This window comes from Bradyrhizobium sp. C9 (assembly GCF_002532045.1).
Taxonomy (GTDB): domain Bacteria; phylum Pseudomonadota; class Alphaproteobacteria; order Rhizobiales; family Xanthobacteraceae; genus Bradyrhizobium.
In genome coordinates, this window is sequence record NZ_NWTG01000021.1 from 77,326 (window position 1) to 103,570 (window position 26,245).

Consider the following 26,245-nt stretch of genomic DNA (forward strand, 5'->3'; position numbering starts at 1 on the left):
CTTGCCGCTAGCGGATATCAGCACCGCCAGTCACAACAGCAGAACCGGCAGTCCGAGCCTCCACGAGCTTCAGCGTATCGGAGAGGTCCATGACGACCGCGTACTTCTCCGACATGTCGAACAAGTTCGCCTCGTGCGGACCGATCGCACGGTCCCCGACGCAATCCCTGACCACGAGCGGAAGGAAGCCGAGCGACATCGCGTCAACGACGCTCGACCGAACACAGCCGCTGGTCACGCAACCGGCGATCACAAGCGTGCGAACGCCGCGCTGCGTCAGCCATGGTCCAAGCCCTGTCGCGAAGAATGCCGACGGCACGGTCTTTCGGACGACCAGTTCGCCCGGTTTCGGCGCAAGCTGCGGAACGATCGCGCTGTCGGAAGAAGACTCCTTCAGCGTGAGCAGCCCCGGCACCTTCATCGCGAACACATTGCGGTCGGCATCGTCGTCGGCGAATACGATCCTCGAATGCGCAACCGGCCACCTTCGCCGGCGCGCTTCATCCAGCAGTCCGACCGTCTTCTCCATGGCGGCAGCGATGTTGCCGCCGCCGAAAACGACCGGATCGAGGAATCCGTTGACGAAATCGACGATCAGCAACCCGAATGGAGCATCGAGGTCCAGGTCCTGACCGAAGCCCTGCCGGCGATATGTCGACGTGTCGTCGGTCATTCGGCGGCCTCACGGACCGGTCCGCCATCGAGCACCTTTCCGTTTCGGACGACCTCCTCTCCATCGAGCGCTATCGTGCAATTTCGCATCGGAATATCGATGTGGCAGGCCGTCGTCCGGCTCCCGCCGGCCTCGTTGTTCGGGCCGAACGAGAACAGGAAATTGCCCTCGAACGCCCGCGCGTCCATGCCGATCGTGGCCTCCCGGTCATAGAGACCGAGCGTCGACCACTTGGCTCTCGGCTGCAGTCCCCAGCCGATATGCGACATCGCATAGGCGTCCCGATCGTTGTACGAGGCCATGTACTCGCTCAGGATCTCGGCATCGACGCCGCCCTCGATCGAGGTCACAAAGCCGTTCTCGATCCTGAAGTGGATGCGGTCCTGGATGTAGGACTTCATCGGGAGCAGGATATCGCCTCGCTCCATCACGATCGTTCCATCGGCCTCGCCCTCATTGGCCCAGGTCAGCGCGAAGCCGCTCGGCCAATGATCCCACCGTCCAGGCTCGTCGACGAAGCCATACTCGCTGATGGCGGGAAACTGCCCCAGCTTGAAGCGGACGTCCGTGCCCGCCGGCGACGTCACATGCATCTCCTTCGCCTTGCCGAGCTTGGCACTCGCGGCGGCGACGCGCGCACGGTCGGCCATTGTCGGCACCATGCGAACCAGGACTTCCGGTGGTTCGACAGCCAGCAGGATTTTCGTGCCCGCCTTCAGGATGTCGTGCTGTTCGGGAGAGAACAGCAGGGTCATCAGGTCCAGGACGAGGTCGCTCTCCTTCAGTGCAGCGATCGCTGCGCGATTGCCGGTCAGGGACGTCGTCCCGAGATAGGCCAGCGAGTCGCGGCTCAGGGCCTTCTCGCCGTTGACCGGCAGCAGATCGAGCCGATTGACGATGGCGCCCATCGACGCAGCCGCGAGAATCGCGGTCGACAGGGTCTGCGGATGCGTCGACGAACTGGTGAGCACGGTCACGAGTTGGCCTCGCTCCAGCCTGGAAAGCGAGAGAACCTGCTTCCAGGCCTGTATCAGATCGTGATCACTGACCGACATGTTGCTTCTCCTTGCTGGTTGCGGCGTCGAGTCGAGCGCCAAGAAAATCCTCAAAGGCAGCGTAGAAGCCCGCCTCGTCATCCCATGGAATCATGTGCCCGGCGTCCGCGACTCGCGTGGTCGAAACGCTCGGCAACAGCCGTCGGATCTCGGCGATGTCCTCGTCGCGAATGACGTCGCCGCGTCCCGCAGCGATCAGTCGGGCGGGGACGGAGATCCGTCCGAGATCGTCGTGGATGTCGTCAGTGTGGAATCCGTCAAAGCTCTCGCGCACGGCGCGCTCGTCGCAGGTGTGCAGCCACTGCGCGCGCAGCTTCAGTTGATCTTCGGACCAGGTCGGGCAGAACGCCCGCATGGCTTCAGCGCTGCAACCGGCAACCGCGAGCCGAATGGAATCGACGTACCAATCGAGTTTCGCCGGATAGGCGCGCCGACTTGGTCCCGAGACCGGCGGATCGACCAGGACAAGTCTGGTGAGCCCGGGCAGTCCGCCGCGCGCCGCACGAACGGCAATGCGGGCCCCCATCGAGTGGCCGACCACGGCATATCGTGCCAGCTTCAACGCCGCGGCCAGCTCGGCCAGATCGGCGGCCTGCGCATCCAGGCTGTAGTCGAGCGTGGGGCCTGACTGCGACAGTCCGCGGCCCCGGATATCGAGAACATAGGTCTCGAACTCGCGTCCAAACCGTTCGCCGACGAACCCCCAGGTGACGGCAGGACTGGTAATGCCCGGCAGGATGATGATCGGATCACGCCCCGCTCGCGCCTGGCCGTAGAGCAGATAGTGCAGCCGCACGCCGTTGGCCTGGACGTTTGCGCCGTATCGGAATGTACTCATCCGGCGACCTGCAGCTTTGCGTTAGGAGTGGCCGCTGCATTGTTGCCAAAGGCGCCCGAGAGCAATGCGCCGGCACCCGGCACTCGCGTGTTCAGATCGAGCGCCGTCAGCATGGCGTAAGTGGTCGCGACCGCCGCGGTGATCACAGGCTTGCCGGTTCTTGCCTCGACCTCGGCGATCGAAGGCAACGACGGCATCTGCACGCACGCGGACAGGACGACCGCGTCGGCATCCTTCAGGTCCATTCCCGCCACGATCTTGGGCAGATTCGCCGGATCGTGCCGACCGACCATGATGTTGTCCGGAATCTCTAGCGCACGGGAATCGGAGACCTTGATCCCCTCATGCTCGATGTAGTCGATGACGAGCTGCGTCAGCGGCTTCATGTAGGGCGCGACGACGGCAATGCGCGTGGCGCCGATGACATGCAGCGCGTCGACAAGAGCCCCGGCGCTGGTCACGACCGGCGCCGGCGCGCCGTTCTCGACCGTGCGACCATGGAGCCGGTGCTGCGAGACGCGGTGATACGACTTGCCCATGCTCATGATCGCGACCAGGCAGGCGTAACCGAGGACGTCGACACCCGCATCCGACAGCTCGAGTGCGCAGCGATCGGACTCGCTGTCCATCGCCGCGAGCTCTTCCTTCTTGACCGTCTTCATCCGCATCCGGCTCGAATGGAAGGTAAAACGCGTGCCGTGCGCGAGCGAATGCGCATGGAGCATCGCAGGAATTTCCGTTTCCATGGTCGTGTTCGAGCTCGGAACGATCTGGCCGATGCGATAGACCTTCTGCATGTGGTGTCTCCTCGGCCGATCAGGCCAGCTTCAGAATGCGTTCGGCGTTGCGCGAGCAGACTTGCGCGCGGACGTCCTCGGATAGCGGAGCGCGCTCGATGAAATCCGCGGCGATCGCCGTCGACTCGTAGGGGTAGTCGACCGAAAACATCACGGCGTCGTTGCCCATCTCGGCAAGCGCGCAGCTGAGTGCCGCGGACGAGCAGACGCCCGACGTCGTGATGAAGATGTTGCGTCCGAAGTATTCGGAAGGCTTGAGCGCGAGCCGAACGCCGTGCGGGTACACCGCGAACCGGCTGTCGAACCGCCAGAGCAGCATCGGCAGCCCCTCGCCCATATGGCCGAGGATGATCTTCAACCGAGGAAAGCGATCGAAGACTCCTCCGAACAGCAGCCTGAGCGCATGGGTCGCGGTCTCGACGCCCCACCCCCACACCGCGCCGGTGAGTTCAGGATGGCCGTCATAGGCTTTCGGAATCGGGCTTGGGTCCGTCGGATGCAGGTAGAGCGGCACGTCCAGATGTTGCATCCGCTCCCAGAACGCATCATAGGCCGGATCGTCATAGTAGATCCCGCCGGTATGGCCGTTGACCAGGGATCCCTTAAAGCCGAGCACTTCGACCGCACGGCTCAACTCGCTCGCAGCCGCTTTCGGAGAATGCATCGGCAGCGATGCGAAGCCGGCATAGCGGTCCGGACGTCGTTGGATCTGCTGTGCGAGATAATCATTGCCTTCGGCGGCGCGCCGGACGGCAACGTCGATGTTCACTTCGCCCTGGACGCTTGGTCCGGTCTGCGACAGCACGACCTTGTCGATTCCGGCCCGGTCCATCTCCCCCAGCCGCAGATCGTCGAAATCCCTGAGTTGGGACGACAGCCTGGATTGCGCAGCGGAGTCCATGTGCTTCGTGAAGACCTTCGAATACTCCTCGAAGCCCGGCGCCGTGAAATGCTCTTCAAGCGCGATTTTACGAATTCTGGACGACATGAACTGCTCCTTGCGGATCTCGACGTGCGCGGAATCCGGTCACGATCGCGACGGACGCGACCAGGGTCGCCCTGACGATCACTTCACCAGGGGACATTCGCTTTCGGCCAAGGGCTTGAACGCCTCGGCCGCGGGGATGTTCGCCAGAACCTTGTAGTAGTCCCAAGGCGCCTTCGACTCCGACGGCTTCTTCACCTCGACGAGGTACATGTCGTGGATCATCCGTCCGTCCGCGCGCACCGAACCGGTCTGCGTAAAGGCATCCCGCACGGGCAGCTCGCGCGTCTTTTCGGCGACGACGATTCCGTCATCGGTGCCAGCCTCCTTCACCGCCTTCAGGTAGTGAAGCACGCCGGAATAGACGCCGGCCTGCGCCATCGTCGGCATCGCCTTGCGCTTCTTGTAGAACTTCTCCGCGAACGCGCGGGTCTGGTCGTTCAGATCCCAGTAGTAGCCCGTCACGAAAGTGAGGCCCTGAGCGACCTGAAGACCGAGACTATGCACGTCGGTGATGAACGTGACTGGCGTGACGATCGTCTGCCCGCCCTGCACGATCTGGAATTCATTGGCCTGCTTCACGGCATTGACCGTGTCGCCACCGGCGTTGGCGAACGCGATGACCTTTGCCTTGGAGGACTGAGCCTGCAGCAGGAAGGAGGAGAAATCCGGTGTGTTCAGCGGATGGCGTGCGGCGCCCACCACCTTGCCGCCGGCGGCCTTGACGGCCTTCGAGGCCTCCGTCTCGAGCGAAAGGCCGAACGCATAGTCGACCGTCAGGAAGTACCAGGTGTCGAACCCCTTCTTCACGAGGGCCGAGGCGACGCCCGCAGCATTCGAATAATTGTCGTAGGTCCATTGAAAGCCGGTCGGCGAACAAGCCTTACCGGTGAGGTCCATGGTTGCCGCCGTGGAATAGATCGCGATCTTCTTCTTCGCTCTTGCGACCTCCTGGACCGCGAGCGCCACACCCGAGTTGGGGAAGTCGATCACCATGTCGACCTTGTCAACGTCGAACCATCGACGCGCCAGCTGCGAACCGACATCGGCCTTGTTCTGGTGATCTCCCGACATCACCTTGATCGGCTTGCCGATCACGGTCGGCCCGAACTCCTCCACTGCGATTTCCGCGGCCGCAACGGAGCCGGGTCCACCGAGATCCGAGTACACGCCACTGAGGTCGTTGAGGACACCGATCGTCACGGCGTCCGGGCCAGCCTTGGCTGGGCCCAGACCCGACATGAGGGTCAGCGCGAGAATTGATGATGTGAGCCTGTTCATGAGCCATCCTCCGTTTGCCTCGCGCGCCGCCATCTTATTGTTGTTATTCTCAGGTCAATCCTGGAATCGGCAGTACCGTTCGCGATAAAGAGATGTATACTGAGTAATTAGGAAGCCAGTCAAGAGGGCTTCGGCTCATTTGCTGACCGCGGACCGCTTAAAGAATGGAAGGAATGCACGTTGAAGAAGCAATCATCCACCAATTCCACGAGGTCGGAGGTCAAGGTGGAGATGGCGCGGATGCCACTGGCATCGCGCCCCGGCTATCTGGTCCGCCGCCTGCACCAGATCCACTCGGCGATCTTTCTCGAGGAGTGCCAGGAATTCGGCATCACTCCAGTGCAGTACGGCCTGATCACGACCCTACTCAACAACCCCGGGATTGATCAGGTCACGCTGGGTGGTGAAGTGGGCATCGATCGCACGAATGTAGCAGATGTTCTGAACCGCCTGTCGGAACGCGGCCTGGTGCGGCGCGAACGCAGCCAAACCGACCGACGTTCGATGGTGGCCTTCCTGACCAAGGAGGGCGAGGCGGTCGCCGACAAGATGTACGACAGCATGCGCCGTGCGCAGGATCGCTTCCTCGCGCCGCTGCGGCCCGAGTTCAGGGCCGCGTTTCTCGCGATGGTGACCGAATTGATCGAGGGCAACAGCAAATACAGCCTGCCCGACAGCAACTCGGCATCCGGACGGCGGAAGTCGACAGCCGACCGGGATGAATAGCCGGAAGCGACTGAATTTTAATCAGTATACATCCTTATTACAGGAGTAAGGCTGGCAGTTGTACGATCGGTGGGGCCGCCTCGGCGGCCCTAGAGCCCTGAGAACAGGCGCGCCCTGATGATGGACCAGATCAATCCGAGGCCCCCGAGCGCCTTTCGGCGAGGCGGAGCCGCCCCGGTAATGGCGGCTTCGAGATTCTCGGCGAATGTCGCCGCCAACCGGCGCACGACGTCTTGCACCAACCCGGCGCGGTTGAATTGAGCGAGCGGGCCACTCAGCTTCCAGCTCAAGACGACCGCAATCACGGACGCACTTGCCCCATCATCGATGACGGTCCAGCGCGCGCTGCCCTCTGCGGAAGACCCTTGCCCGGCATCACGCCCGCGGCCCGTCAGCCACCCTTCCCGCTTGGCGGGATCCATCCCGACCTTCGCCTGGCCGTTGAAGGCGACCTTGATCGGGCCCAGGGAGACCCTGACCTTTCCGACAAGATCTTCTCCATCGAGCGACGTGATCTCCGCGCCGGGCACGCATGGGACCACCCGTTGAAGGTCCGAGAGCGTACTCCAGACCTGCTCGGCTGGCGCGGCTACCGGCACCCGTTCCTCGATTGACGTGCTGCCCGCGGATCCACCGACTGAAGCTGCCATGGCTGGAGCCGACGCCCGCGTGACGGGGGCACTTGTCTGCGGAGACGGCGCAGGCGGCAACCTTGAGCCCTCGAGCCTGACGACGACCGGTGCCACCGCGGCCGCGACGTCGGGCTTCTTCCCGTAGCGACCTTCTTGATCGCGGCGACGATCCCGACATAGCCGGTGCATCGGCAGAGATTGCCGGAAAGCTCCTCGCGCAGGGCGCGCTCATCGATATCGCCGAGCCGAAGCACGATATCGCGTGCCGTCGTCAACATTCCCGGCGTGCAGAAGCCGCATTGCAGGGCGTGGTGCTCGGAAAACGCCTCCCGCAGTTCCTCCATGGTTGGATCATCGTCAAAGCCTTCGATCGTGGTGACGTCGGCGCCATCGCAATCGGCGGCAAATGTGATGCACGAGCGCTGGATCCTGCCGTCGAGCACAACGGTACAGGCGCCGCAGACACCCTGCTCGCATCCAAGATGCGTTCCGGTGAGTTGCATCTCGCCGCGCAAGAAGTCCGCCAACAGCGTGCGCGGCTCAACGTCCGCCACGACGGCGCCTCCGTTGACGGTCATCGACACCTGCGTCATCGGCGCTGTCCTTCACCCAAAGTCGCCAGAGCCCGGCGAATCGCGACCGCATGCAATTCCTGCGTGTCGAGATCAAGATTCGGCAGAACGACGCGGATTTCCTCGGCGACGATCTCGCATGCCGCACGCGGCCCCGCCTCAGCGAGACGCGCGGCGGTATTAGGGAGCAGCGCTGGTGAACCGCTGGTCGCACCGGCAAGCACCCGCTGCAGACCCGCCTTCAGATCGAGCACGACAACGCCGATCGCATTGGCGAATTCACCGGTCTTGCGGCAGATCTTGTGATAGGCCCAGGATGCATCCGCCGACAGCCGCGGGACCTCGATCGCGGAAATCACCTCGGCCTCACCAAGCTTGGTCGCAAACGCTCCGTCGACGAAGCTCTCGGCAGCATGGCGCTTCGGCCGTTCGCCGCCACCCTCGACGACGATTGTGGCCCCCAGCGCCGCCAGCGTCGAGACCCAGTCTGCTGCCGGATCGGCATGCGCCAGGCTCCCGCCCATGGTGCCGCGATTGCGCACCGCTCGATAGGCAATTCCGTGTGCGACCGATCGCAGCAGCCCGCGCGTCGGATCCTCGAGCACACCATCCTCGATCTCGGCATGGGTCCATCCGGCGCCGATCGAGAACACCTTGTCGTCGGCCGCAAGTTCGCGAAAGCCGGACGCGCGCTTGATGTCGACCAAGAGTTTGGGCCGGGCCAATCGCAGATTCAGCATCGGCACCAACGACTGGCCGCCAGCCAGCACCTTGGCGTCGCCATCGGCCGCAGCGAGGAGTTCGGTCGCCTCGCGGAGGGTCCGTGCATGCTTGAGCTCGAACGCCGACGACTTCATCGCGCGACGCCCGCTTCAGGAGCTACCGCCTGCGACGGACGCGCGCGCCGAATTGCGTCGCGGATCCGCCGTGGGCTCGCAGGTACCTGGCGTACCGCAGCGTTGAGCGGCGACAAGGCATCGTTGATCGCGTTGACGATCGCAGCAGGCGGCGCGATCGCTCCGCCCTCGCCGACGCCCTTGATTCCGTGAGCCGAGTAAGGCGACAGCGTCTCGCGATGGTCGATGCGGAAGCTCGGCAGCTCGGTCGGACCAGGCAGGATATAATCGAGAAGCGTCGAAGCGAGCGGTTGAGCGTTGTCGTCGTACGGGCTCTCTTCGAACAGCGCGGTGCCGATCCCCTGCGCCGCCCCTCCATAGGTCTGCCCCTCGACGATCATCGGATTGACCATGCGTCCACAATCCTCGACGATCGCATAGTCGAGGATCTCGACAAGACCGGTCTCGGCGTCCACCGCGAGCCGCACCGCGTGCGTGGCGTACGAAAACACGCCCGTATCGACGTCCGGCTTGTATCCTTCGGTCGCCTCGAGGCCTGCCGTGTTCACGGTCTCGGGAAGCTGGTCCGGGCGGAGATACCAGGCGCGTCCGACGTCCTCGTAAGAGACACTGGCATTCGCCGCAAAGATCCGCCCCTCGGCAAATCCGACGGCGGCCGGCTCGACTTGCAGCAAATGGGCGGCAATCGACTTGATCCGGCCTGCAACGACCTCGGCGGCCCGCGAGACCGCACCGCCCGACATGACGATCCCGCGCGAAGCGTAGGCACCGGTCGAGAACGGCGTCATCGCCGTATCGCCGAGCGTGACCCTGATGTGCTTGAGCGGAACACGCGTCTGCTCGTGAGCAATCTGCGCCAGCGTCGTTTCCAGGCCCTGCCCGATGGTATGGATGCCCGCCGCGACTTCCAGCGCACCGTCCGGCGTCAGCTTCACGTGCGCCTGATCGAACCCCGGCACCAGCGGCAATCCCCAGGACGCAAACACCTTGGTGCCGTGCGCTGACTGCTCCGTGAAGCTGGCGAACCCGATGCCGAGGTAACGTCCCTTGTCGTCGCGCCTGGGTCCTGCGCGGAATGCCTCGAGACCGATCATGTTCTTGGCGGCAACGAGCGCCTCCGGGTAGTCGCCGGAGTCGTAATGCTTGTTTGTGATGTTGGTGTAAGGCATCGCCGAAGCCGGGACCAGATTGTCCCGGCGGACCTCCCATGCTTCGCGACCGACCTTCTGCGCGATCGCGTCAATGACCTGCTCCATCGCAAAGCAGACGCCCGGCCGCGCGACGCCGCGATACGGCGCGAAAGGCGGTTTGTTGGTCGCAACCGAATAGGTACGGCACCGGTACGCAGCCAGATGGTACGGTCCGGGCAGGTTTCCTCCGGCCTGCGCAGCTTCCAGGCAGGCGGTGAATGGCCATACCGAGTACGCGCCCGTATCGACCGACACTTCCGCGTCCAGCGCGAGAAGCCGCCCCTGCGCGTCAGCATAGGCCTTGATGTGGTATTCGTGCTGCCGTGCGTTGGCGCCGGCGACGAGATGCTCTCTGCGGTCCTCGGTCCAGCGGAATGGCTTCTTGAAGGTCGCAGCCAGCCAGGCGACGGCAACCTCTTCGGGCTGCAACAGGCACTTGTAGCCGAAGCCGCCTCCGACGTCCGGCGGCGCGACCCTGATTTGCGCCTGCGCAATCCCGAGACACTCGGCGAGCCCGGCGCGTATCAAGTGCGGCACCTGGGTGGAGGTGTGCACCACGAGCTGATCGGCGCGATCATCCCACCAGGCCAGCACGCCCTTGCCCTCCATGGGATGCATCGTCTGCCGCGCGCATGACATCTCGAGCTCAACCGAGATCGGTGCGCTGGCGATGATCTGGTCGACGCCGCTGTCGAAGAAGGTCTCCAGGAACAGGTTATCGCCCCACTCCGGATGCAGGAGTTCCGAGTTCTCGCGACGACCGCCCGCGCAAGAGGCGATCGCCGGCAGTTCGTCGTAGCCGACCTCGACTTGCTCGATCAGGTCTTCCGCGATCGCGCGATTTCTTGCCACGCACATGGCAACGGGTTCGCCGACGAAGCGCACCTTGTCGGTGGCCAGGACCGGATATTGCGAGACCTTGTAGCCGGGAATGGAGGATCGCGTCACGATCGGCGCGACTCCGACGAGGTCTTCGGAGAAAAAGATATCGAGGGCGTGATCCGGCGATCTTGTCTTCGACAGGATCTTGGCATGCGCCATTGGACTGCGCAGGAACGCCACTTCGCGTAGCCCAGGCATGTGGATGTCACCGACGAACCGGCCGCGGCCGCGCAAGTGCCGGGCATCCTCTTTGCGCCGTGCTCGCGCCCCGATACCCTCAGCGACCGCTCCGTCCCCGCTCATGATGATCCTCTCATGCGCTCTACCTAAACGTTCCCGACGTCACGAAGGTCACAGTGATTGTCCCTTGATCTCAAGCGGCCCTACACCGGAATGCAAAGCGCGTTGGGAACGAGCAGGTTGTCGTAAACGCAGCGGCGTTGCTTGAGCTTGAGGCCCTCGTCGGAGCGCCGAAACACATCGTGATAGGTTCCGACCTGGTGAATGGTCGCGTCAGGACGATCGAACAGGACCTGCAGGACGACATAGTTCGCCCGGGCCTTGATGTTTCCGTGCTCATCTTCACCGAGCAGCTGCAAATTGCTGATCAAGTGACGAAGGTACCGCGGCGCAAACATGGCGGTTTTCTCCAGCGCGAACGCCCGATCGCGAATCATGCCCCTATTCTCGCAATAGATGAGACCGACCGGATGGCCGCGATCCTCATTCTCGCGCGACAAAACGACATAGCTCGCGTCCGGCGTGAACATCTCGCTCCAGTCCGAGAGCCGCTGCTCGTCGAGGGCCGCCGCGTACTGGCAGTTGAACTGCTCGATCGCATTCCGAAGCAGCAACTGGTGAATTTGTGCGGTGTAGGTGGGATCGGTGGCCAGCATCTGAATAGCCTGCATCTCTCGTTAGAGCTCCATCGCGCTGCGCCAATGCTGATACATCGCGCGTATCGACGCCTCGGAGATCAAGGTGTCGGCGGTACCGATCACGCCGGGGTCCAGCTCGACCACATGTTGGCCGTCGGGGACCGCAAGCATGCCGTCCTGCACGAACTTGATGGCTTCGTTGTCTTCGAGGCCAAGGAAGCCTGCCGGCCCCATCAGATTGCCCTGCCGCAACCGATGACGGGTCATTTCCTCATCGTCACCCTCGAAGCCGAACATGGTCCACTTCATGATGAACTCGTTCGGTCCCGTCGGCACGATCTGCCGAACGCCCAGGGTGTTCATCTCCCGTTGCACGATGAGATTGGGCCAGATCGTCGTCATGGTCACCGACCAGGGACTGTCGAATTCATTGACGAAATCCATGAAGCGCGGCTCCTCGAGCTGCATGCCTTCCTTGTAGGCGCGCATCTCCTTCTTGGTTTTGTTGTCGAGCTTGCTGACATCAGACTTTGCCGATGCCATCACGCCATGCCGCCCCGAGGGGTCGGCGATCATCGACGACTTGTTGCCGGCCACCAGCAGGCCGAACGTCACCAGAAACGTGTGCAGCAGCGTTGCGTGATACGGGTCCTTGAGGTTCTCGTGATAGAGCTTCCAGTTTCCCGGAAGACTGTGGCGATAGTGACCGAGCACCTTGGGCTTGCGCCCGTCGAAAGTCGCCTCGAACTCACGGAGAATCTCCGGTCCGAGATATTCGGCCAACGGCTCCATGTCGTCGCAGTACGACGCAAACACCACGCCACGATGGGTCGTGACTTTCAGCTGCCTGAGCCCGTGGTCCGCATTCTTGAAATCGCGCGGCATTCCGCCCTTGCCGTCGACCCCGCGGCGGAACGGCACCCCCGCCAGATTGCCCTTCAGGTCGTAGGACCACTGATGATAGGGACAGACGAATTCCTTGGCGTTGCCGCTCAGCTCGCGGCAGAACTCGGCCGCGCGATGAGCACAGCGGTTCTCGAAGACGTTGATCGAACCGTCCTCGGCGCGCGATACGACGACGGGCGTCGGTCCTACATTCGACCGGATGAAATCGCCAATTTCAGGAATCTCGCTCTCCAGCGCGACGTAATTCCATGTTCGCCCGTGAAAGATCTTTTCGACTTCGCGTCGGTAGATGTCGTTGTCCGTGTACACCCAATCAGGCACCCTGGTGAGCCCCTCGGATGGCCAGACGTATTGCTTCGACGTCGTCGTCACCGACCTCTCGTTCACCACCTGGGTATTCTCCTTTTTGCCGTCACTCGTGAGCAGAGCAGCGGAAACCGTGGCGATATCGAACATGTCAGGGTTTTCGAGCTGCTTGCGCGCCTGCCGTATCGCGGTGGGATCGGAAAACGCGACCACGCTGGTAAGCCGCCCGGTGTCCGGATCAATCGTGCGATAGACGGCGCCAGGTTCGCCATCGCGGCCTGTAAGCGCGACCTTGTCGCCGGGTGACGAGACCCCGACTATCTGAATATTCAGGCCGAACTGGTCGGTCCAGAACCAGGGAGCCTGCGCATCCGGGCTCGGCGCCGCCCCGGCGATCGACTGCCCTGCGGCTGCACCTTGCTGCTCCGCATTATGCCAACTCTCAAAGCGGTGGGAGCGCCCCCTGACCGGACGGCAATGCAGGGCGCAGTCGCCCGCCGCCCAGATTCCCGCGATGCTGGTCCTTTGCTCTGCGTCGACAACGATCCCGCCATCCACCTCGCAGCCGGCCGCGGCTGCCAGTTCCGTCTCGGGGGCCAAGCCGACACCGACGCAGACGACATCTGCAGCGAAAGCGCCGGCTGAGGTATTGACCACCAGACCCTCAACGTCGCGGCGGATATCCTGGACCTGCACGCCCGGCAAAACGGTAACGCCGTGACGCTCGGCAAGAGAGCGAAAACTCCGCCCCAACGGTGGAGGCAGCACGCGGGCCATCAGTTCGGTTTCGCGCTCGAGGAGGACTGTCGCGACCTCGAGCGTCGCAGCGGCCGAAGCAAGTTCAAGACCAATGAAACCGCCGCCGACGATGACGAGACGCTTCGCGCTTGCGAGCGATTGCCTGATCGAGTTGGCATCCTCGATCGTGCGCAGATAGTGCACACCTGGCAAATCGGCACCGGCGATTGAAAGTCGCCGCGGAACTCCGCCGGTCGCCAGCAGAAGCGCATCATATCGAAGCTCAGTCCCGTTGCTCAGGAATGCGGTCCTGGCCGCCGGATCGATCCGGGTAACCGAGCACCCGAGGTGGGTCTTGACGTCGAGGGAAGCCGCATCGGCCTCAGCCAGACGCCGGCAGGATTCGATCGCCGCTTTTCCAAGGAGGATATCCTTTGACAGCGGTGGACGTTCGTACGGGAGGTGCTTCTCTCTACCGACGAGATCTATCGTGCCGGTGAAGCCGCTGGCCCGCATGCTGCGAATCGCCACTGCAGCCGCCTGACCGGCCCCCACAACGACGACCGCCCCGCGGGAAGGCGCCTCCCCCTTGGTGCAGATCTGCTCCTGATCCTTCGGCGCAGCCTCGTTGTCTCCGTCGAGATCGATAAGCACCTCGCCATCCCTGACCTTGACCGCGTAGGTCTCGAGGTCCTGAGTGACCGGCGAGCAGAGCGCCTTCCCCGATCTGATATCGAAGATGCCCTGGTGCAGCGGACACTCGATCGTGCCGCCGTCGACGAATCCATCGGCAAGAAAGGCCAGCGCGTGCGTGCATATGCCATGCGTGGCAAAGACCTCACCATCAAGGCGATAGAGCGCCACGGGCCTGCCGTCGATCTCGATGCTCGTCACGCCGTCGGGCTTCAGCTCATCCACGGCAATTGCTTTTCGCCACACCATTCCACACCTCGGAAACCGCCCTGAATTTTAATCAGTGTACATCTCTTTTTGAGCAATGCAAGGCAAACCCGACCCTCCGAGCAAAACAAGCTAAAATGGCTTATATATGCAGCTAAATTCCGATGACTATCCAATCATTACCTTGGCGAATCGCCAACATGAGGAATGCATATAAGGTGCTATACTGACTATATAGACAGCATACAAGGCAGATACTGAACTCCCCGGCTCTGCCCCGTTGGCAATGATCACCTGACTGGGGATGTGGCTTCAGGAAAGCCTCGCTCGCCGCTCGCCCCTATGAGACGTTCTGAGGAATTCTTGCCATCGCCTGCTCTCACATTTGAGCCAGGCGGCTGGACGCTTCGGCCAGGGCCCAATTGATGGTCAATCTGACCACACAGATCGGCGTGCCCTACTGATTGCGGCGGCCTGTTGGGCGAGTGGCGTGCGGAAATAGCCAAGGAGCACGCAGAGACGAGCTGACAGGTGTCAGGAGAGCAAGCGCACCCGAACGATAGTTCGATTTTGCGATCGGTCTTGTTACACCTTCGCGCGACGCCATCGACGTCGGCGCCTAACGCGCGAAGGCGCCGTGGACAGGCGGATCGTCGAACGGCCGGCTCACGCGTGCGCTGGTGCGACGTCAGGGAAGTCGAGCTCGACCTGGGAGATGTTGCTCATGAAATTAGTGTACAGGAACTGCGCCGTGAGACCGGCGATGGCAACAATGTCGCCGTCGGTGAACCCAGCCGCGCGCACATCGGCGAGCTGCTCATCGCTCACCTTGCCTCGTCTGTCTGCGATGGCCTTGGCGAAACGAACAGCGGCAGCGCGCTTCGGATCGCGCGATTTGCCTTCGCGATTGAGATCGAGCTCCCCGGTGTCAAGCTTCGCGAGCCAGGAGCCCAGGAAAACGTGCGACTGCGCGCAATACTTGCAGCCGCTGTCTTCCGAAACGGCCAGGCCCATCGATTCGATCGTCGCGACGTCCAGGGTCCGGGAAAGCGTCCCCGACAGGGCCACGAAGGCGGCGAGTGTGTTGGGGCTGAGGGCCATAAACCGGAACAGCGCCGGCGTCCAGCCGAGCCGCTTGGCAACCCCTTCAAGGGTCGCATGAGTCTCTACTGGCGCCTCGGCCAGACTCGGAATCGCTATACGTGACATTGAAGTTCTCCTTTGCGATGCAGGCGGATTCTCTTTGCGGTGCCGGCCAGATGTCCGCGGCGCGCCGCCCTTCCTTCGTCATTGCCCAACCGTGACCCGGGTCGGTCAGGCTTTGTTCAGGGCGCCAACAAGGGTTTGGAAGCCAACCCATCCCCAATAAACCCGGTGATGGGCGATCAGGCCGTCGGCAATATCCATGACCTCGACCAAATCCACCTGGTCGCCCTTCGGAGTCTCGCGCGGATATTCCCAGATCAGTTGCCGTCCGTTGGAATAGAACAGCCCGGTGCGATACCAGTTGGCGAGCTCGTTTCCGAGCTTGCGAAATCCGGCCTCGAAAAATGGCCTGATCTCGCTCTTCCCTCGCAGAACCCCCGCCTTCCGATCCTTCAGCGTGACCAGGATCGCAGCCGTCTCAAACACGGCATCTTCTGCATACAGCGCGATCAGCCCGTCCACGTCCTTCTGGACAATCGTCGTTTGCCATCGATCGTAGATGTAACGGATCTGCGCATCGGTATTTTCGGTCATGGGTGGCTCCCTACAATTTGTGCAAGGAACATGGATCCAGCTGCTCCAAACCCCAATCTCAGAGCGTCCAGCGTTTGTCGCAGGTCATCCGGAAATCGCTTGTCTTGGCTGCCGACAATCAGCTTGAGGTGACGCCGCTAACGGATGGATCCGGCGGTCGGCTCCTGCCGCCAACGGTCGAGGCGATTCCGATGGCGTGGTCCGCACTGAGGGAGCACCTCGGCGCGGCCCTGGAGGCATCGCGCTCGATTCGGCGGCTAGGCGGCGCTCGGACTGCGAAGTCTCCTGAGGTAAGCGGACGGCGTGGTCCCATGGACCGCTTGAAACGCACGAAGGAAGCTCGTGCGCGCGCTATAGCCGCAGTCTTCGGCGAGCTGGTCCATCGACATCTCGCCGGAATTGAGCAGCGCCACCGCCTGGCGCATTCTCAGGTCTCGTAACGTCGCCATAGGCGCCTTGCCGAACAGCCGCGCAAACCTCTCAGCGAAGAGAGTTCGGCTGAGACCGGCGGTCTGGGCCAGGGTCTTTAGCGAATGCGGTGCGCTCGGCCGAGCCACCATGTCGGCGAAGGCGCGAGCGATCTGGGGATCGCTCAACACCGCGAAGCGCTCGACCCAAAGGTTCATTGAGCTCAGCGAACGGCGTAGCAGCGTCACAAGAACCTGTTTCAGGAGAGCGTTCGACATAGCGCCCGCCCCGACCTCTTCGGTAATGAGCTCGGCCAGGGCGGTCTTCAGCCGGACATCGAGGTGATGACTTTCGTCGAACTGCTCGACGATTGGCGTCATGAGATCGGAAAACAGCTCGACGTTCGCTCCGTACCGCGCGCAGAAGTAGCCGCAGATGAGGATCATCTGGTATGGGCCGCGCCCTACCTCGTAGCGGCGGATCGCTCCTGGCGGAAAAACCTGATCCCGACCGCGCAACGTCGTGTCGGGGCCGGCGGCTGCGTCACCTCCGGTCGCCTCAATCTGGAACAGGAGCCCTTTCGGCATGACCATGAGAGTGTGCGGCTTCACCGCCATCGGCTCCTGACCTGCGGTCCGGAGGAGCCCCGAACCCGTCAGGCAGTAGTGGATCGCCGGCATGGGGGGACCGCCACCGAGTTCGAGCCGCCAGCCCGGACTCACGAGGCATTCGGCCAAGCCCAGGAATTCGACATCCAGCGCCGTGACCAGATCATCGAGATCGGCGCGAGACTGTCGAACGAGGAGTTGCTCAAACACGCTCGCTCTCACCCTTCAGGTCCTCCACTGCCGCCCCCTCGGCGTCCGGCATGCGTCGAGGATCAGCGGCTCAATCATAACATTTTCGAAGCGGACCGTCCCTTGTGATGAACGATGAGACGATACAAGGCTAAGCCTTCAGTTTGCGGCCAACCTCGGTCGGTGTCACACCCGCGAGCAAGTGTTTCGCAGGTTCATGGCGATCCACTCGCGGGCAGCTATGAGCAGCTTCTCAAGAAAGCGTGGATCGGCATGCGGCACGAACCGGTCGAAACATTCGATCGTGGTGGCCTCAAACAGTCCTGCGCGGGTGTAGGGTTCATTGGCCATCAAGCTGTCGACTTCGGCCCGGTTACCCCGCAAGATCAGGAACATGCCTTTGACCGTGCCGTCCTCGTCCATCAGCGCGCCGCCTTGCTCCAGAGAGTTCCGGTTCGCGATCATATACTCGAGGTGAACGTCGCGGATACTCAGCCGCGCATCGGCGCCGCCAGGCCTGTAGAGACATCGCACAACCGTCAGCATCGGATTATCCTACGCGGCTCCCTTGTTCTCTCGGGGGAGCGGCGTGCGAATTGCATCGAACTGCCCGATCAGGTGCTGCTGCTCGCGCTCCACCGCGACGAGACTTCTCGCTTTGACGTGACCAAAGCCCCTGATCCTCTCAGGCAGCGCCGCCAGCCGCACGGCAGTATCGAGCGTCGCCGGTGACAGACCGGCCAGCAGATGTTCGACGAGCGTCCGATAATCGCCGATCAGGCGACGTTCCGTCTTGCGCTCGTGGCTGTAGCCGAAGAGATCGAGCGGCGTCCCCCGCAGGAATTTCAAGCGGGCCAGCAGCGCAAAGAGATGCATCATCCAGGGGCCGAAAGTGAGCTTGCGCGGCTCGGCACCGCCTGATCCCGGCTTTGCAACGAACGGGGGCGCAAGATGGAAGCGGAGCGTAAAGTCGCCATCGAACTGCCGGCTCAGCGCCGCCGCGAATTCCGGGCTCCGGTAGAGCCGCGCGACCTCGTATTCATCCTTGTAGGCCATGAGCTTGAACAGATTGTTCGCTACCGTGCGGGCGAATCGCAGACCGGTGCGAACGCCGAGCCGGCGCTCGGCCGCGGCACATCGCTCGACCAAATCGCAGTACCGCGCCGCGTAGGCCGCGTTCTGATAGTTGGTCAATTGTGTCATGTGCCGCTCGAGAAGCACGCGCCAATCCTCCGGCTGGGCGGCGACGATGGCCACTTGCGCTGCCCCGGCGGCCACTACGCGCCCGAAGGCGAATGCGCGCCGGTTGGACTCGACCGCCACGCCGTTGAGTGCGATCGCCTGAAACATTGCCGCCTCGCTGACCGGGATCAACCCCTGCTGCCAAGCATGACCGATCAGGACCATGTTGACGGCGGTCGAATCCCCGAACTCATCCTGTACACGCTTGTGCGCGTCGAAGCTCGTCAGCAATTCCCCGCTCGAGGCATGGCGCACCTTCTTCAGCAACTCATCGGTGCGGGAGTCGAAATCCGGGTCGCGGGTGAATTCCGCTGTGGAACCGATATGCGTGTTGGCGAGCACCCGCGTCGAACCGTGACGGATAGTGCCGAGGCTATCGGGCAGGTTGCCGACGATAAGATCCCCCATGATCACGCCGTCGGCCTCGCCCCAGTCGATGCGCGGCTGGTTGATCCGCGTTCCGGGGCGGCCGAGCCGCAAATGACACATCACCGAGCCGCCCTTCTGGGCCACCGCCGTGAAATCAAGCTCGGCGACCTCGAGGTGATCGAGATGCGCGGCCATCGCGACGATGGCACCAACGGTGATGATACCGCTACCACCGACACCGGCGATCAGCAGATTGTGCGGCCGCCCTTCGGGCAGTGCGAGCGACGGCTTCGCCAAGCGTTCGGCGCGCGCGATCCAATCCGTGGCAGAGGCTTGCGGCTTACGGAGCTTGCCGCCGATCACGGAGACGAAGCTCGGGCAGAAGCCGTCGACACAGGAGAAATCCTTGTTGCAAGAGGTCTGATCGATGGCACGTTTCAGGCCAAGGTCGGTCTCCAGCGGCACGATCGAGAGGCAATTGGAGGCCTTGCCGCAATCACCGCAGCCCTCGCACACCGCGCTGTTGATGAACAGGCGCTTGTCGGGATCGGGGTAAGTGCCCCTCTTGCGGCGGCGGCGCTTCTCCGCCGCGCAGGTCTGGTCGTAGATCAGGACGGTGACGCCCTTGATGGCGCGCAGTTCGCGCTGGATCGCATCCAGCTCGTGGCGATCGTGCACGGAGACACCGGGCTCGAGCACGACGCCGGCGTAGCGCACGACGTCATCGGTTGCCACCACCACTTTCTTCGCGCCTTCACTCAGCATCTGGCGTGCGACCTGCGGCACGGTCAGCTGGCCGTCAACCGGCTGCCCGCCGGTCATCGCCACCGCGTCATTGAACAGGATCTTGTAGGTGACGTTGTTGCCCGCCGCGATCGACTGCCGGATTGCAAGATAGCCCGAATGGAAATAGGTGCCCTCGCCCATATTCTGAAACACATGCGGCGTCGTGGTGAAGCTGGCCTGCCCGACCCAGTCGACGCCTTCGGCGCCCATCTGGGTGAGGCCCGAGGTCTGCCGGTCCATCCAGGTCGCCATATAGTGGCAGCCGACGCCAGCCAGCGCCACGCTGCCCTCCGGCACCTTGGTCGAGGAATTGTGCGGGCAGCCCGAACAGAAATACGGCAGACGGCGCATGCCGTCCGCCGCGTTTCCGAGCGCCGGCGGCTTCTCGAACGCCGTTGCGGCGTCGGTCAACGCGAGGTCGGGCCGGACCACCGCTAGCCACATCGACAGCGGGCCAAGCAGCGATGACGGCCTGTGCTGTCCAAGCGCCGAGATGAGCGGCGCGCCGTCCAGATCGCGGCGACCGGCGATGCTCGGCCTGCGATCGGCCGACCGGTTGAACAGGATGTCCTTGACCTGATCTTCGACGAGACTGGTCTTTTCTTCGACGACGAGGATGTGTTTCAATCCTGCGGAAAATGTCTCAAAACCATCGCGGTCCAACGGAAACACGAGCCCTGGCTTCCAGATGCGCACGCCCGCTTGGGCGAGACGTTCGGGCGGAAGACCGGCGCGCGACAAAGCTTCCACTACGTCGAGCGCGGTCTTGCCGGCCGCGACAATGCCGACTTCGGCGCGCGGCGAGCCGATCAAGAGCCGGTCTAGCGGATTGGCTCGCGCAAAGGCCGAAATCGCTTCGAGCCGGCGCATCATGCGGACTTCGATCGCCGGGGTCAGAAAGTCGCGCGTACCATAGCCAAGATCTTCGCGCGTTAGGTCCTTCAGGTCGGGACTCGCAAACCGCGGCAACGCTTCGGAGAAGAAGCTCCGGCTGCTCTCGACGGTCTCAGAGATCGCCTTGAAGGCGACCCAGGCTCCGGAAAAGCGCGACGCCGCCCACCCCCAGAGGCCGAACAAGACGAATTCATCCACGCTCCCGGGGTGGATGATCGGCATGCTCCATCCCAACAGAGAGCAGTCACTCGCGTTTGGAATGGTCGACGACGTCGCGGCATGGTCGTCGCCAACGACGAGCAGCACACCGCCCTTGTCCGACGCCCCGGCGGCATGGCCATGCCGGATCGCATCGCCGGCCCGGTCGAGGCCGGGTCCCTTGCCGTACCAGAGCGCAAACACGCCATCGACCGTGCGATTGGGGTCGCCGCCGACGCGCTGCGTGCCGGAAACCGCGGTCGCGGCGAGATCCTCGTTGACCGCGGGTAGAAATCTGATCTCGTGCTGGCTGAGCGCCGATTTCGCGCGCCACAGTTCCGTATCGACGCCCGCCAACGGCGAGCCGCGGTAGCCGCTGATGAAACCTGCCGAGCGGATCCCGTCGCGGCGATCAGCGAGCCGCTGCATGACCATCATCCGTACCAGCGCCTGCGTGCCCGACGCAAAGACGCGCCCTTCCGGCCTGGTTACGGCATCCTCAAGGCGATAATGGAGATCGACGCCGCCTTGGTCGAGTTCGAGTAGAGACATGACAAGCTTCCCTGTTCGTTCGTTGTCACGTGCATCGCGCCGCTACTGGTAGGGACGATACGCGCCGACATCCAGGATCTTCCCGGGATTCATGATGTTGCGGGGATCGAGGGCACGCTTCACCGCGCAAAGCGCCGCCATTGCTTCGCCCCGCTCGGCGGCGAGATAGCCGATCTTGCCGGTGCCGATCCCGTGCTCGCCCGTACAGGTCCCGCCGACCGCGTGTGCGCGCGCGACCATGCGGGCGTTCAGTTCGGCGACACGCGCCTGCTCGTCGCGATCATCGGGCCCTACCAGGACGCAGAGATGAAAGTTGCCGTCGCCCACATGGCCGCACATCGGCGCGATCAGCCCAAGTTCGGCGACATCCGCGTGCGTCTGCGCAACGACCTCGGGCAGCGCCGAAATCGGCACGCAGATATCGGTCGGTATTCCGCGCGAGCCCGGACGCAGGGCCAACGCAGCCCACCAGATATCGTGACGCGCCTGCCAAAGCCGGTTTCGCTCCTCGGTCGCCGTAGCCCATCGGAAGTCACTGCCGCCGTACTCTTTGGCGATCCCGGCCATCATCTCGACCTGCTCGTCGACCGCACGATCAGTACCGTGGAATTCCAGGAACAGCGTCGGGCAAACGGCAAGGTCGAGTTTCGAGTAACGATTGCAGGCTTCGACCTGCAACGCATCCAGAAGCTCGGCACGTGCAAGTGGAATAGCGCTCTGCAGTGCTTCGACTACGGTCGATACGGCAGCTCGTACGGTCGGGAATGTGCAGACCGCAGCGGCGATACGCTGGGGGATCGGCGCAAGCCGCAGCGTCGCCTCGGTGATGATGCCGAGCGTTCCCTCTGCGCCGACGAAAAGGCGTGTCAGGTCGTAGCCGGCCGATGACTTCCTCGCCCGCGTTCCGGTTTCGATCAACTGGCCATCGGCGAGCACCACGGACAGCGACATGACGACCTCCCGCATCGTTCCGTACCGCACGGCATTGGTACCGGAAGCCCGGGTCGATGCCATGCCGCCGATCGATGCATCGGCCCCGGGGTCAACCGGAAAGAACACTCCGGTGTCCCGCAGTGACGCATTCAGCGTCTTGCGCGTCACGCCTGCTTCCACCCTGCAATCGAGATCGTCGGCCGACACGCGCAGGATGCGGTTCATGCCCGAAAGGTCGATGGTGACACCGCCCTGCTCGGCGCTGATCTGCCCCTCGGTCGAGGTACCCGTGCCGAAGGGCACCATGGGACAGCTATGTTGATGACAGATCCTGACCGCATCGACGACATCCGCGGTGCTGCGTGCGAACAGTACGGCGTCGGGCGTCTTGGTCCGATGCGCGGTGACGCCGGTGGCGTGATGGCGGCGGATCGCGTCAACGGTCGTGAACTGATCGCCGAAGCGGCCGCTGAGACGGGTGGTCGCCTGCGTCGTGTTCTGCCTCACTATCGTCTCCCCGAGAGCCGCTGCCGGCCATCGTCAGCCGCGGTCATCGACCCACCGAGATAGGCGTCAATGATCCGCGGGTCGGCCGCAATTTCACTTGCCCCACCGGCAAGATGGACAGCTCCGTTCTCAAGCACATAGGCGCGATCGGAAATGCGCAGTGCGGCACGCGCGTTCTGCTCGATCAGGAGAATAGAGACGCCATCATTCTTCAGGCGCTGTATGATGCGGAACATCTCGGCGACGATCAGCGGCGCAAGGCCAAGGCTTGGCTCATCAAGCATCAGGAACGACGGACGCAGCATCAGCGCGCGGCCGAGCGCCAGCATCTGCCGTTCTCCGCCGCTCAATGTGTCGGCGCGCTGCTCGCGCCGCTCGGCAAGGCGTGGAAACAGCTTGAAAACCCCGGTAAGCCGCGACGCCATGTCGAAGCCAACCTCACTGCGCAGCGCGAACGCGCCGAGCCTTAGGTTGTCGAGGACGCTCATCGGTCCAAACAGGTCGCGCGTTTCAGGCACCAGGGAAATGCGTGCCCTTATCCGTGCCTCGATCGAACGCGCTGCCGCGGGCCAGGCTGGAAACGCAAGGCTGCCCTCGAAAGGAATGAGGCCCATGATCGCATTCACCAGCGAGGTCTTGCCCGCACCATTCGGCCCGATCACCGCCGTCACCTCGCCTGCATGGGCCTCGAGCGAGACGTCATTCACCGCAAGCAGCCGGCCATATCTGACCGAAAAGCGCTCGATCCTCAGAAGGGCCGTCATGCCGCCGCTCCGAGATAGGCTTCCTGCACGCCGCTGTCGGCGCGAACGTCGTCGGGACGGCCGTAGGCGATGCGGCGGCCGAAATTCATCACCATCAACCGATCGGCCAGGCGGAACACGAAATCCATGTCGTGCTCCACCAGCACGATCGCGAGGCCCTCGCACCGCAACTCGGCGAGAAGCTCGGCCAACGCGACTTTCTCATTCATCCTCAATCCAGCCGCAGGCTCGTCGAGCAGCAACAGCACGGGATCGGCCGCAAGCGCGCGAGCAATCTCAAGCAGCCGCTGATGGCCGAGCGACAGATTGCCCGCGAGCTCGAACGCTTTGTCCGCAAGCCCTACGCGATCGAGCAGATGCCTCGACCATCCGAGCAATTGCCTCTCTTCAGTGCGATCCAGGCGAAGCGAATTGGCGAATAGGCCGCAGCGACCGAGATGGGTCGCCCCGATTGCAACATTCTCCAGCAACGTCATGTCTTGCACGAGCGCAGCATGCTGGAACGTCCGAGAAAGGCCGCGCCGGCACATGTCGCGCGCGCTCGCTCGCAACAGCGGCGCGCCGAGGAAGCTCAGCTCGCCCTGGCTGGGCGAGAGCGCGCCGCTGATGAGATTGAACAGTGTGGTCTTACCCGCACCGTTCGGGCCCAGAATGCCGAGAATCTCACCGCTCTTGACGTGGAAGCTGATGTCGTCGACCGCGACCAGTCCCCCGAACCGTCGCTCAAGGTGACTTGCCGTAACCACGGTCAGGCCATGTTCGGGCTTTGGCCGCCGATGCGGCAGAATCATCGGTTCGATATCCAGGGTCGGAGCCGCCTTCGGCGCGATCCGCTGTTCCAACAACGGCCATAGGCCCTTCCGCGCCTTCTGCAGCACCACGATCATGATCGCTGCGAACACCAGGAGCTCGAGCCGCGTGGTCGGACCGAACACGAATTTCAGGAGATCCTGCAACTCGTGTTTGATGATGGTCACGAGGCTCGCGCCTAGCAGAGCGCCCCATAGCTGGCTGCTTCCGCCGATGACCGTCATGAAGAGATAGTCGATGCTGGCGGTGAGCCCGAAGGGCGTCGGGCTAAGGAAGCGCTGCACGTGGGCGTAGAGCCAGCCTGCGATGGAACTTATGACGGCGGCGAGCACGAAGGCCATCAAGCGATAGAGATAGGCGTTGGCGCCGAACGTCTCGGCGATCGCCGGCCCGGATCGCAACGAGCGCAGGACGCGCCCGGTCCGCGATGCCAAGAGCTGACGGCACCAGGCCATTACCAGGACGATTGTGACCAGCGCCAGGTAGTAGCCCTGCCGCTCGCTGCGCAGATCGAATCCGCCGACGCTCACCGGCGCAATTCCTGTCAGGCCGTTGAAGCGGCCGAGCATCTCGGAATTGCCGACCAGGAAGTAGAAGCTGATGCCGAAGCAGAGCGTAGTCAGCGCAAGATAGTGTCCGCTCATGCGTACGGTAACGGCGCCGATCAGTCCGGCAACGACGCCAGCAGTCATCACGGCGCCGACGAGCCCGATCCAGGCCGAGCATCCAAGGCGCGTCGACAGATACCCGGACACGTAGGCGCCAAGCCCGACGAATGCCGCTTGGCCGAACGATACCATGCCGGCGATGCCTGTCATGAGCACCAGGCCGAGGCAGGCGATGGTGGCGATCATCACATACGTGATGACCTCGACCTGATAGACCGGCAACAGCACCGGCGACGCTGCCGCCACAACGAGCGCAAGCAAGGGGGCAAACCGGATCAGGCGCGTCATTCGAGACCATCCTCCGGCGCGACCGTTGAGACGGAGCGCCAGAACAGCACTGGAATGATGACAAGAAAGACGATGACGTCGCGATAGGCGCTGGCCCAGAACGAAGCAAAAGCCTCCACCGTGCCAACCAGCAGTGCGCCCGCAGCGGCGAGCGGATAGACCGCCATGCCGCCGACGATGGCACCGACAAAGCCCTTCAGGCCGAGGAGAAAGCCGGAATCATAATAGAGTGTCGTGGTCGGCCCGATCAGCAGTCCGGAAATGGCAGCGGCGATCCCCGTCAAGAGAAACACCGTCCGGCCAGCCGCCACCGTGCTGATGCCCACGATTTCCGCACCGCGCCGATTGTGCGCTGCCGCCAACAAAGCGCGCCCGCGCAGCGAGAAACGGAAGAAAACATAGAGCGCTGTAACAACCGTGACGCTACTGGCGAGCACGCCGACTGCCTGCGGTGTCACGATCATGCCGAACAGCGCAAACGGAGCGCCGGAGAAGCCTTCGGTGCGCACGCCCTCCGCACCGAAAACATGCAGCCCAATGCTGCTGAGCCCGAGATGCGCCGCGACCGCTGCGATCAGCAGGACCAGCGGGGAGGCCGCGGCAAGCGGCTGAAAGACAATCCGATAGATCAACGGACCTAGACAGGCGATCAAGGCGGCACTTACGGCCATCTTCCAGGCCAGCGGGGCCGTCTTCGGCACCAGGAACAACGCGGCCATGACGATCACCGTTGGCACCAGGCCAAAGCGCAGCAGCGACCGCGTCGCGTGCAGCCGATCCCGCAACCTCACCGCTTCGATGACATCGAGCGCGAGGGCGATCGCGGCGGCGACGATCAAGATCCAAACGGTGCCCGGCGGCTGACCGGCTTCGAAAGCAGACAAGGTCAGCGCGGTGAATGCAACCAGATCGCCCTGCGGCACGAAGACGACACGGGTGACCGAGAACACCAGCACGAGCGCAGTCGCCAGCAGAACATAGACTGCGCCGCTGACCAGTCCGTCCTGCAGAAGGATCAATGCAACGTCTGTGTTCATGCAGCCTCGCGTGATTCTCGGCGACAAGCCAATCGA

Annotated in this window: 22 protein-coding genes; 1 reads left to right on the forward strand and 21 read right to left on the reverse strand. The window is 63.2% G+C overall.

What is annotated here, in order from left to right:
- Positions 1–7: 7 nt before the first annotated feature.
- From CO675_RS30620 to CO675_RS30645, 6 genes are all read right to left on the reverse strand, one after another.
- Positions 8–673: an isochorismatase family protein gene (locus CO675_RS30620; RefSeq protein WP_097675495.1), complete on the reverse strand. Its 666-nt coding sequence runs from the start codon at positions 671–673 to the stop codon at positions 8–10.
- Entirely contained in the window at positions 670–1,728 is a 1,059-nt protein-coding gene (locus CO675_RS30625) for a 2,5-dihydroxypyridine 5,6-dioxygenase NicX family protein (protein ID WP_097675496.1), read from the reverse strand. The genes CO675_RS30620 and CO675_RS30625 overlap by 4 nt, the downstream gene beginning before the upstream one ends.
- Positions 1,715–2,566, reverse strand: a complete 852-nt coding sequence (locus tag CO675_RS30630; RefSeq protein WP_097675497.1) for an alpha/beta fold hydrolase — start codon at positions 2,564–2,566, stop codon at positions 1,715–1,717. The genes CO675_RS30625 and CO675_RS30630 overlap by 14 nt, the downstream gene beginning before the upstream one ends.
- Positions 2,563–3,363: a maleate cis-trans isomerase family protein gene (locus CO675_RS30635; RefSeq protein WP_097675498.1), complete on the reverse strand. Its 801-nt coding sequence runs from the start codon at positions 3,361–3,363 to the stop codon at positions 2,563–2,565. The genes CO675_RS30630 and CO675_RS30635 overlap by 4 nt, the downstream gene beginning before the upstream one ends.
- Before the next feature lie 19 nt (positions 3,364–3,382).
- Complete coding sequence (locus tag CO675_RS30640; protein WP_097675499.1) at positions 3,383–4,351, reverse strand: amidohydrolase family protein; 969 nt, start codon at positions 4,349–4,351, stop codon at positions 3,383–3,385.
- 78 nt (positions 4,352–4,429) lie between these two features.
- On the reverse strand, positions 4,430–5,629 hold the full coding sequence (locus CO675_RS30645) for an ABC transporter substrate-binding protein (protein WP_097675559.1): 1,200 nt from the start codon (positions 5,627–5,629) through the stop codon (positions 4,430–4,432).
- 180 nt (positions 5,630–5,809) lie between these two features.
- Here CO675_RS30645 and CO675_RS30650 point away from each other — a divergent pair, with 180 nt between their 5' ends.
- Positions 5,810–6,355 (forward strand): MarR family winged helix-turn-helix transcriptional regulator, encoded by a 546-nt coding sequence (locus CO675_RS30650; protein ID WP_198964801.1) that lies wholly within the window; start codon positions 5,810–5,812, stop codon positions 6,353–6,355.
- Between the two features lie 89 nt (positions 6,356–6,444).
- Here the strand turns inward: CO675_RS30650 and CO675_RS30655 are convergent, their stop codons facing one another.
- The 15 genes from CO675_RS30655 to CO675_RS30725 all read right to left on the reverse strand — a co-directional run bounded on the left by CO675_RS30655 (position 6,445) and on the right by CO675_RS30725 (position 26,236).
- Positions 6,445–7,005 carry an SRPBCC family protein gene (locus CO675_RS30655; protein ID WP_245452996.1) on the reverse strand — a complete coding sequence of 187 codons (561 nt, stop codon included), beginning with the start codon at positions 7,003–7,005 and terminating at the stop codon, positions 6,445–6,447.
- Positions 6,945–7,580 carry a (2Fe-2S)-binding protein gene (locus tag CO675_RS30660; RefSeq protein ID WP_097675501.1) on the reverse strand — a complete coding sequence of 212 codons (636 nt, stop codon included), beginning with the start codon at positions 7,578–7,580 and terminating at the stop codon, positions 6,945–6,947. The genes CO675_RS30655 and CO675_RS30660 overlap by 61 nt, the downstream gene beginning before the upstream one ends.
- Positions 7,577–8,416, reverse strand: coding sequence for an FAD binding domain-containing protein (locus tag CO675_RS30665; RefSeq protein WP_097675502.1), 840 nt, complete (start codon positions 8,414–8,416; stop codon positions 7,577–7,579). The genes CO675_RS30660 and CO675_RS30665 overlap by 4 nt, the downstream gene beginning before the upstream one ends.
- Positions 8,413–10,791 carry a xanthine dehydrogenase family protein molybdopterin-binding subunit gene (locus tag CO675_RS30670; RefSeq protein ID WP_097675503.1) on the reverse strand — a complete coding sequence of 793 codons (2,379 nt, stop codon included), beginning with the start codon at positions 10,789–10,791 and terminating at the stop codon, positions 8,413–8,415. Before CO675_RS30670 ends, CO675_RS30665 begins: the two co-directional genes overlap by 4 nt.
- 80 nt (positions 10,792–10,871) lie before the next feature.
- Positions 10,872–11,384: an aromatic-ring-hydroxylating dioxygenase subunit beta gene (locus CO675_RS30675; RefSeq protein WP_097675561.1), complete on the reverse strand. Its 513-nt coding sequence runs from the start codon at positions 11,382–11,384 to the stop codon at positions 10,872–10,874.
- Positions 11,385–11,405: 21 nt separating this feature from the next.
- Positions 11,406–14,258, reverse strand: coding sequence for an FAD-dependent oxidoreductase (locus tag CO675_RS30680; RefSeq protein WP_097675504.1), 2,853 nt, complete (start codon positions 14,256–14,258; stop codon positions 11,406–11,408).
- A 624-nt stretch (positions 14,259–14,882) separates the two neighbouring features.
- Entirely contained in the window at positions 14,883–15,425 is a 543-nt protein-coding gene (locus CO675_RS30685; protein WP_097675505.1) for a carboxymuconolactone decarboxylase family protein, read from the reverse strand.
- Positions 15,426–15,530: 105 nt separating this feature from the next.
- Entirely contained in the window at positions 15,531–15,956 is a 426-nt protein-coding gene (locus CO675_RS30690) for a nuclear transport factor 2 family protein (protein ID WP_097675506.1), read from the reverse strand.
- A gap of 257 nt (positions 15,957–16,213) precedes the next feature.
- Positions 16,214–17,182 (reverse strand): helix-turn-helix domain-containing protein, encoded by a 969-nt coding sequence (locus CO675_RS30695; RefSeq protein WP_097675562.1) that lies wholly within the window; start codon positions 17,180–17,182, stop codon positions 16,214–16,216.
- Between the two features lie 165 nt (positions 17,183–17,347).
- Positions 17,348–17,707, reverse strand: a complete 360-nt coding sequence (locus CO675_RS30700; protein WP_097675507.1) for a YciI family protein — start codon at positions 17,705–17,707, stop codon at positions 17,348–17,350.
- 9 nt (positions 17,708–17,716) lie between these two features.
- A complete protein-coding gene (locus CO675_RS30705; RefSeq protein WP_097675508.1) occupies positions 17,717–21,202 on the reverse strand; it encodes an indolepyruvate ferredoxin oxidoreductase family protein in 3,486 nt (1,161 codons plus the stop codon).
- A 42-nt stretch (positions 21,203–21,244) separates the two neighbouring features.
- Positions 21,245–22,642 (reverse strand): FAD-binding oxidoreductase, encoded by a 1,398-nt coding sequence (locus CO675_RS30710; protein ID WP_245452997.1) that lies wholly within the window; start codon positions 22,640–22,642, stop codon positions 21,245–21,247.
- The gene (locus CO675_RS30715; protein WP_097675510.1) at positions 22,642–23,406 is read right to left on the reverse strand and encodes an ABC transporter ATP-binding protein; all 765 of its coding nucleotides are present in this window, start codon (positions 23,404–23,406) and stop codon (positions 22,642–22,644) included. Before CO675_RS30715 ends, CO675_RS30710 begins: the two co-directional genes overlap by 1 nt.
- On the reverse strand, positions 23,403–25,172 hold the full coding sequence (locus CO675_RS30720) for a branched-chain amino acid ABC transporter ATP-binding protein/permease (RefSeq protein WP_097675511.1): 1,770 nt from the start codon (positions 25,170–25,172) through the stop codon (positions 23,403–23,405). Before CO675_RS30720 ends, CO675_RS30715 begins: the two co-directional genes overlap by 4 nt.
- On the reverse strand, positions 25,169–26,236 hold the full coding sequence (locus tag CO675_RS30725; RefSeq protein ID WP_245452998.1) for a branched-chain amino acid ABC transporter permease: 1,068 nt from the start codon (positions 26,234–26,236) through the stop codon (positions 25,169–25,171). The genes CO675_RS30720 and CO675_RS30725 overlap by 4 nt, the downstream gene beginning before the upstream one ends.
- Between the last annotated feature and the right edge of the window lie 9 nt (positions 26,237–26,245).

Excerpts from the sequence above, each read along its gene's own strand:
- CO675_RS30620 (WP_097675495.1), bottom strand. The coding sequence starts at position 673 with ATGACCGACGACACGTCGACATATCGCCGGCAGGGCTTCGGTCAGGAC.
- CO675_RS30625 (WP_097675496.1), bottom strand. The coding sequence starts at position 1,728 with ATGTCGGTCAGTGATCACGATCTGATACAGGCCTGGAAGCAGGTTCTC.
- CO675_RS30630 (WP_097675497.1), bottom strand. The coding sequence starts at position 2,566 with ATGAGTACATTCCGATACGGCGCAAACGTCCAGGCCAACGGCGTGCGG.
- CO675_RS30635 (WP_097675498.1), bottom strand. The coding sequence starts at position 3,363 with ATGCAGAAGGTCTATCGCATCGGCCAGATCGTTCCGAGCTCGAACACG.
- CO675_RS30640 (WP_097675499.1), bottom strand. The coding sequence starts at position 4,351 with ATGTCGTCCAGAATTCGTAAAATCGCGCTTGAAGAGCATTTCACGGCG.
- CO675_RS30645 (WP_097675559.1), bottom strand. The coding sequence starts at position 5,629 with ATGAACAGGCTCACATCATCAATTCTCGCGCTGACCCTCATGTCGGGT.
- CO675_RS30655 (WP_245452996.1), bottom strand. The coding sequence starts at position 7,005 with ATGGCAGCTTCAGTCGGTGGATCCGCGGGCAGCACGTCAATCGAGGAA.
- CO675_RS30660 (WP_097675501.1), bottom strand. The coding sequence starts at position 7,580 with ATGACGCAGGTGTCGATGACCGTCAACGGAGGCGCCGTCGTGGCGGAC.
- CO675_RS30665 (WP_097675502.1), bottom strand. The coding sequence starts at position 8,416 with ATGAAGTCGTCGGCGTTCGAGCTCAAGCATGCACGGACCCTCCGCGAG.
- CO675_RS30670 (WP_097675503.1), bottom strand. The coding sequence starts at position 10,791 with ATGAGCGGGGACGGAGCGGTCGCTGAGGGTATCGGGGCGCGAGCACGG.
- CO675_RS30675 (WP_097675561.1), bottom strand. The coding sequence starts at position 11,384 with ATGCTGGCCACCGATCCCACCTACACCGCACAAATTCACCAGTTGCTG.
- CO675_RS30680 (WP_097675504.1), bottom strand. The coding sequence starts at position 14,258 with ATGGTGTGGCGAAAAGCAATTGCCGTGGATGAGCTGAAGCCCGACGGC.
- CO675_RS30685 (WP_097675505.1), bottom strand. The coding sequence starts at position 15,425 with ATGTCACGTATAGCGATTCCGAGTCTGGCCGAGGCGCCAGTAGAGACT.
- CO675_RS30690 (WP_097675506.1), bottom strand. The coding sequence starts at position 15,956 with ATGACCGAAAATACCGATGCGCAGATCCGTTACATCTACGATCGATGG.
- CO675_RS30700 (WP_097675507.1), bottom strand. The coding sequence starts at position 17,707 with ATGCTGACGGTTGTGCGATGTCTCTACAGGCCTGGCGGCGCCGATGCG.
- CO675_RS30705 (WP_097675508.1), bottom strand. The coding sequence starts at position 21,202 with ATGTCTCTACTCGAACTCGACCAAGGCGGCGTCGATCTCCATTATCGC.
- CO675_RS30715 (WP_097675510.1), bottom strand. The coding sequence starts at position 23,406 with ATGACGGCCCTTCTGAGGATCGAGCGCTTTTCGGTCAGATATGGCCGG.
- CO675_RS30720 (WP_097675511.1), bottom strand. The coding sequence starts at position 25,172 with ATGACGCGCCTGATCCGGTTTGCCCCCTTGCTTGCGCTCGTTGTGGCG.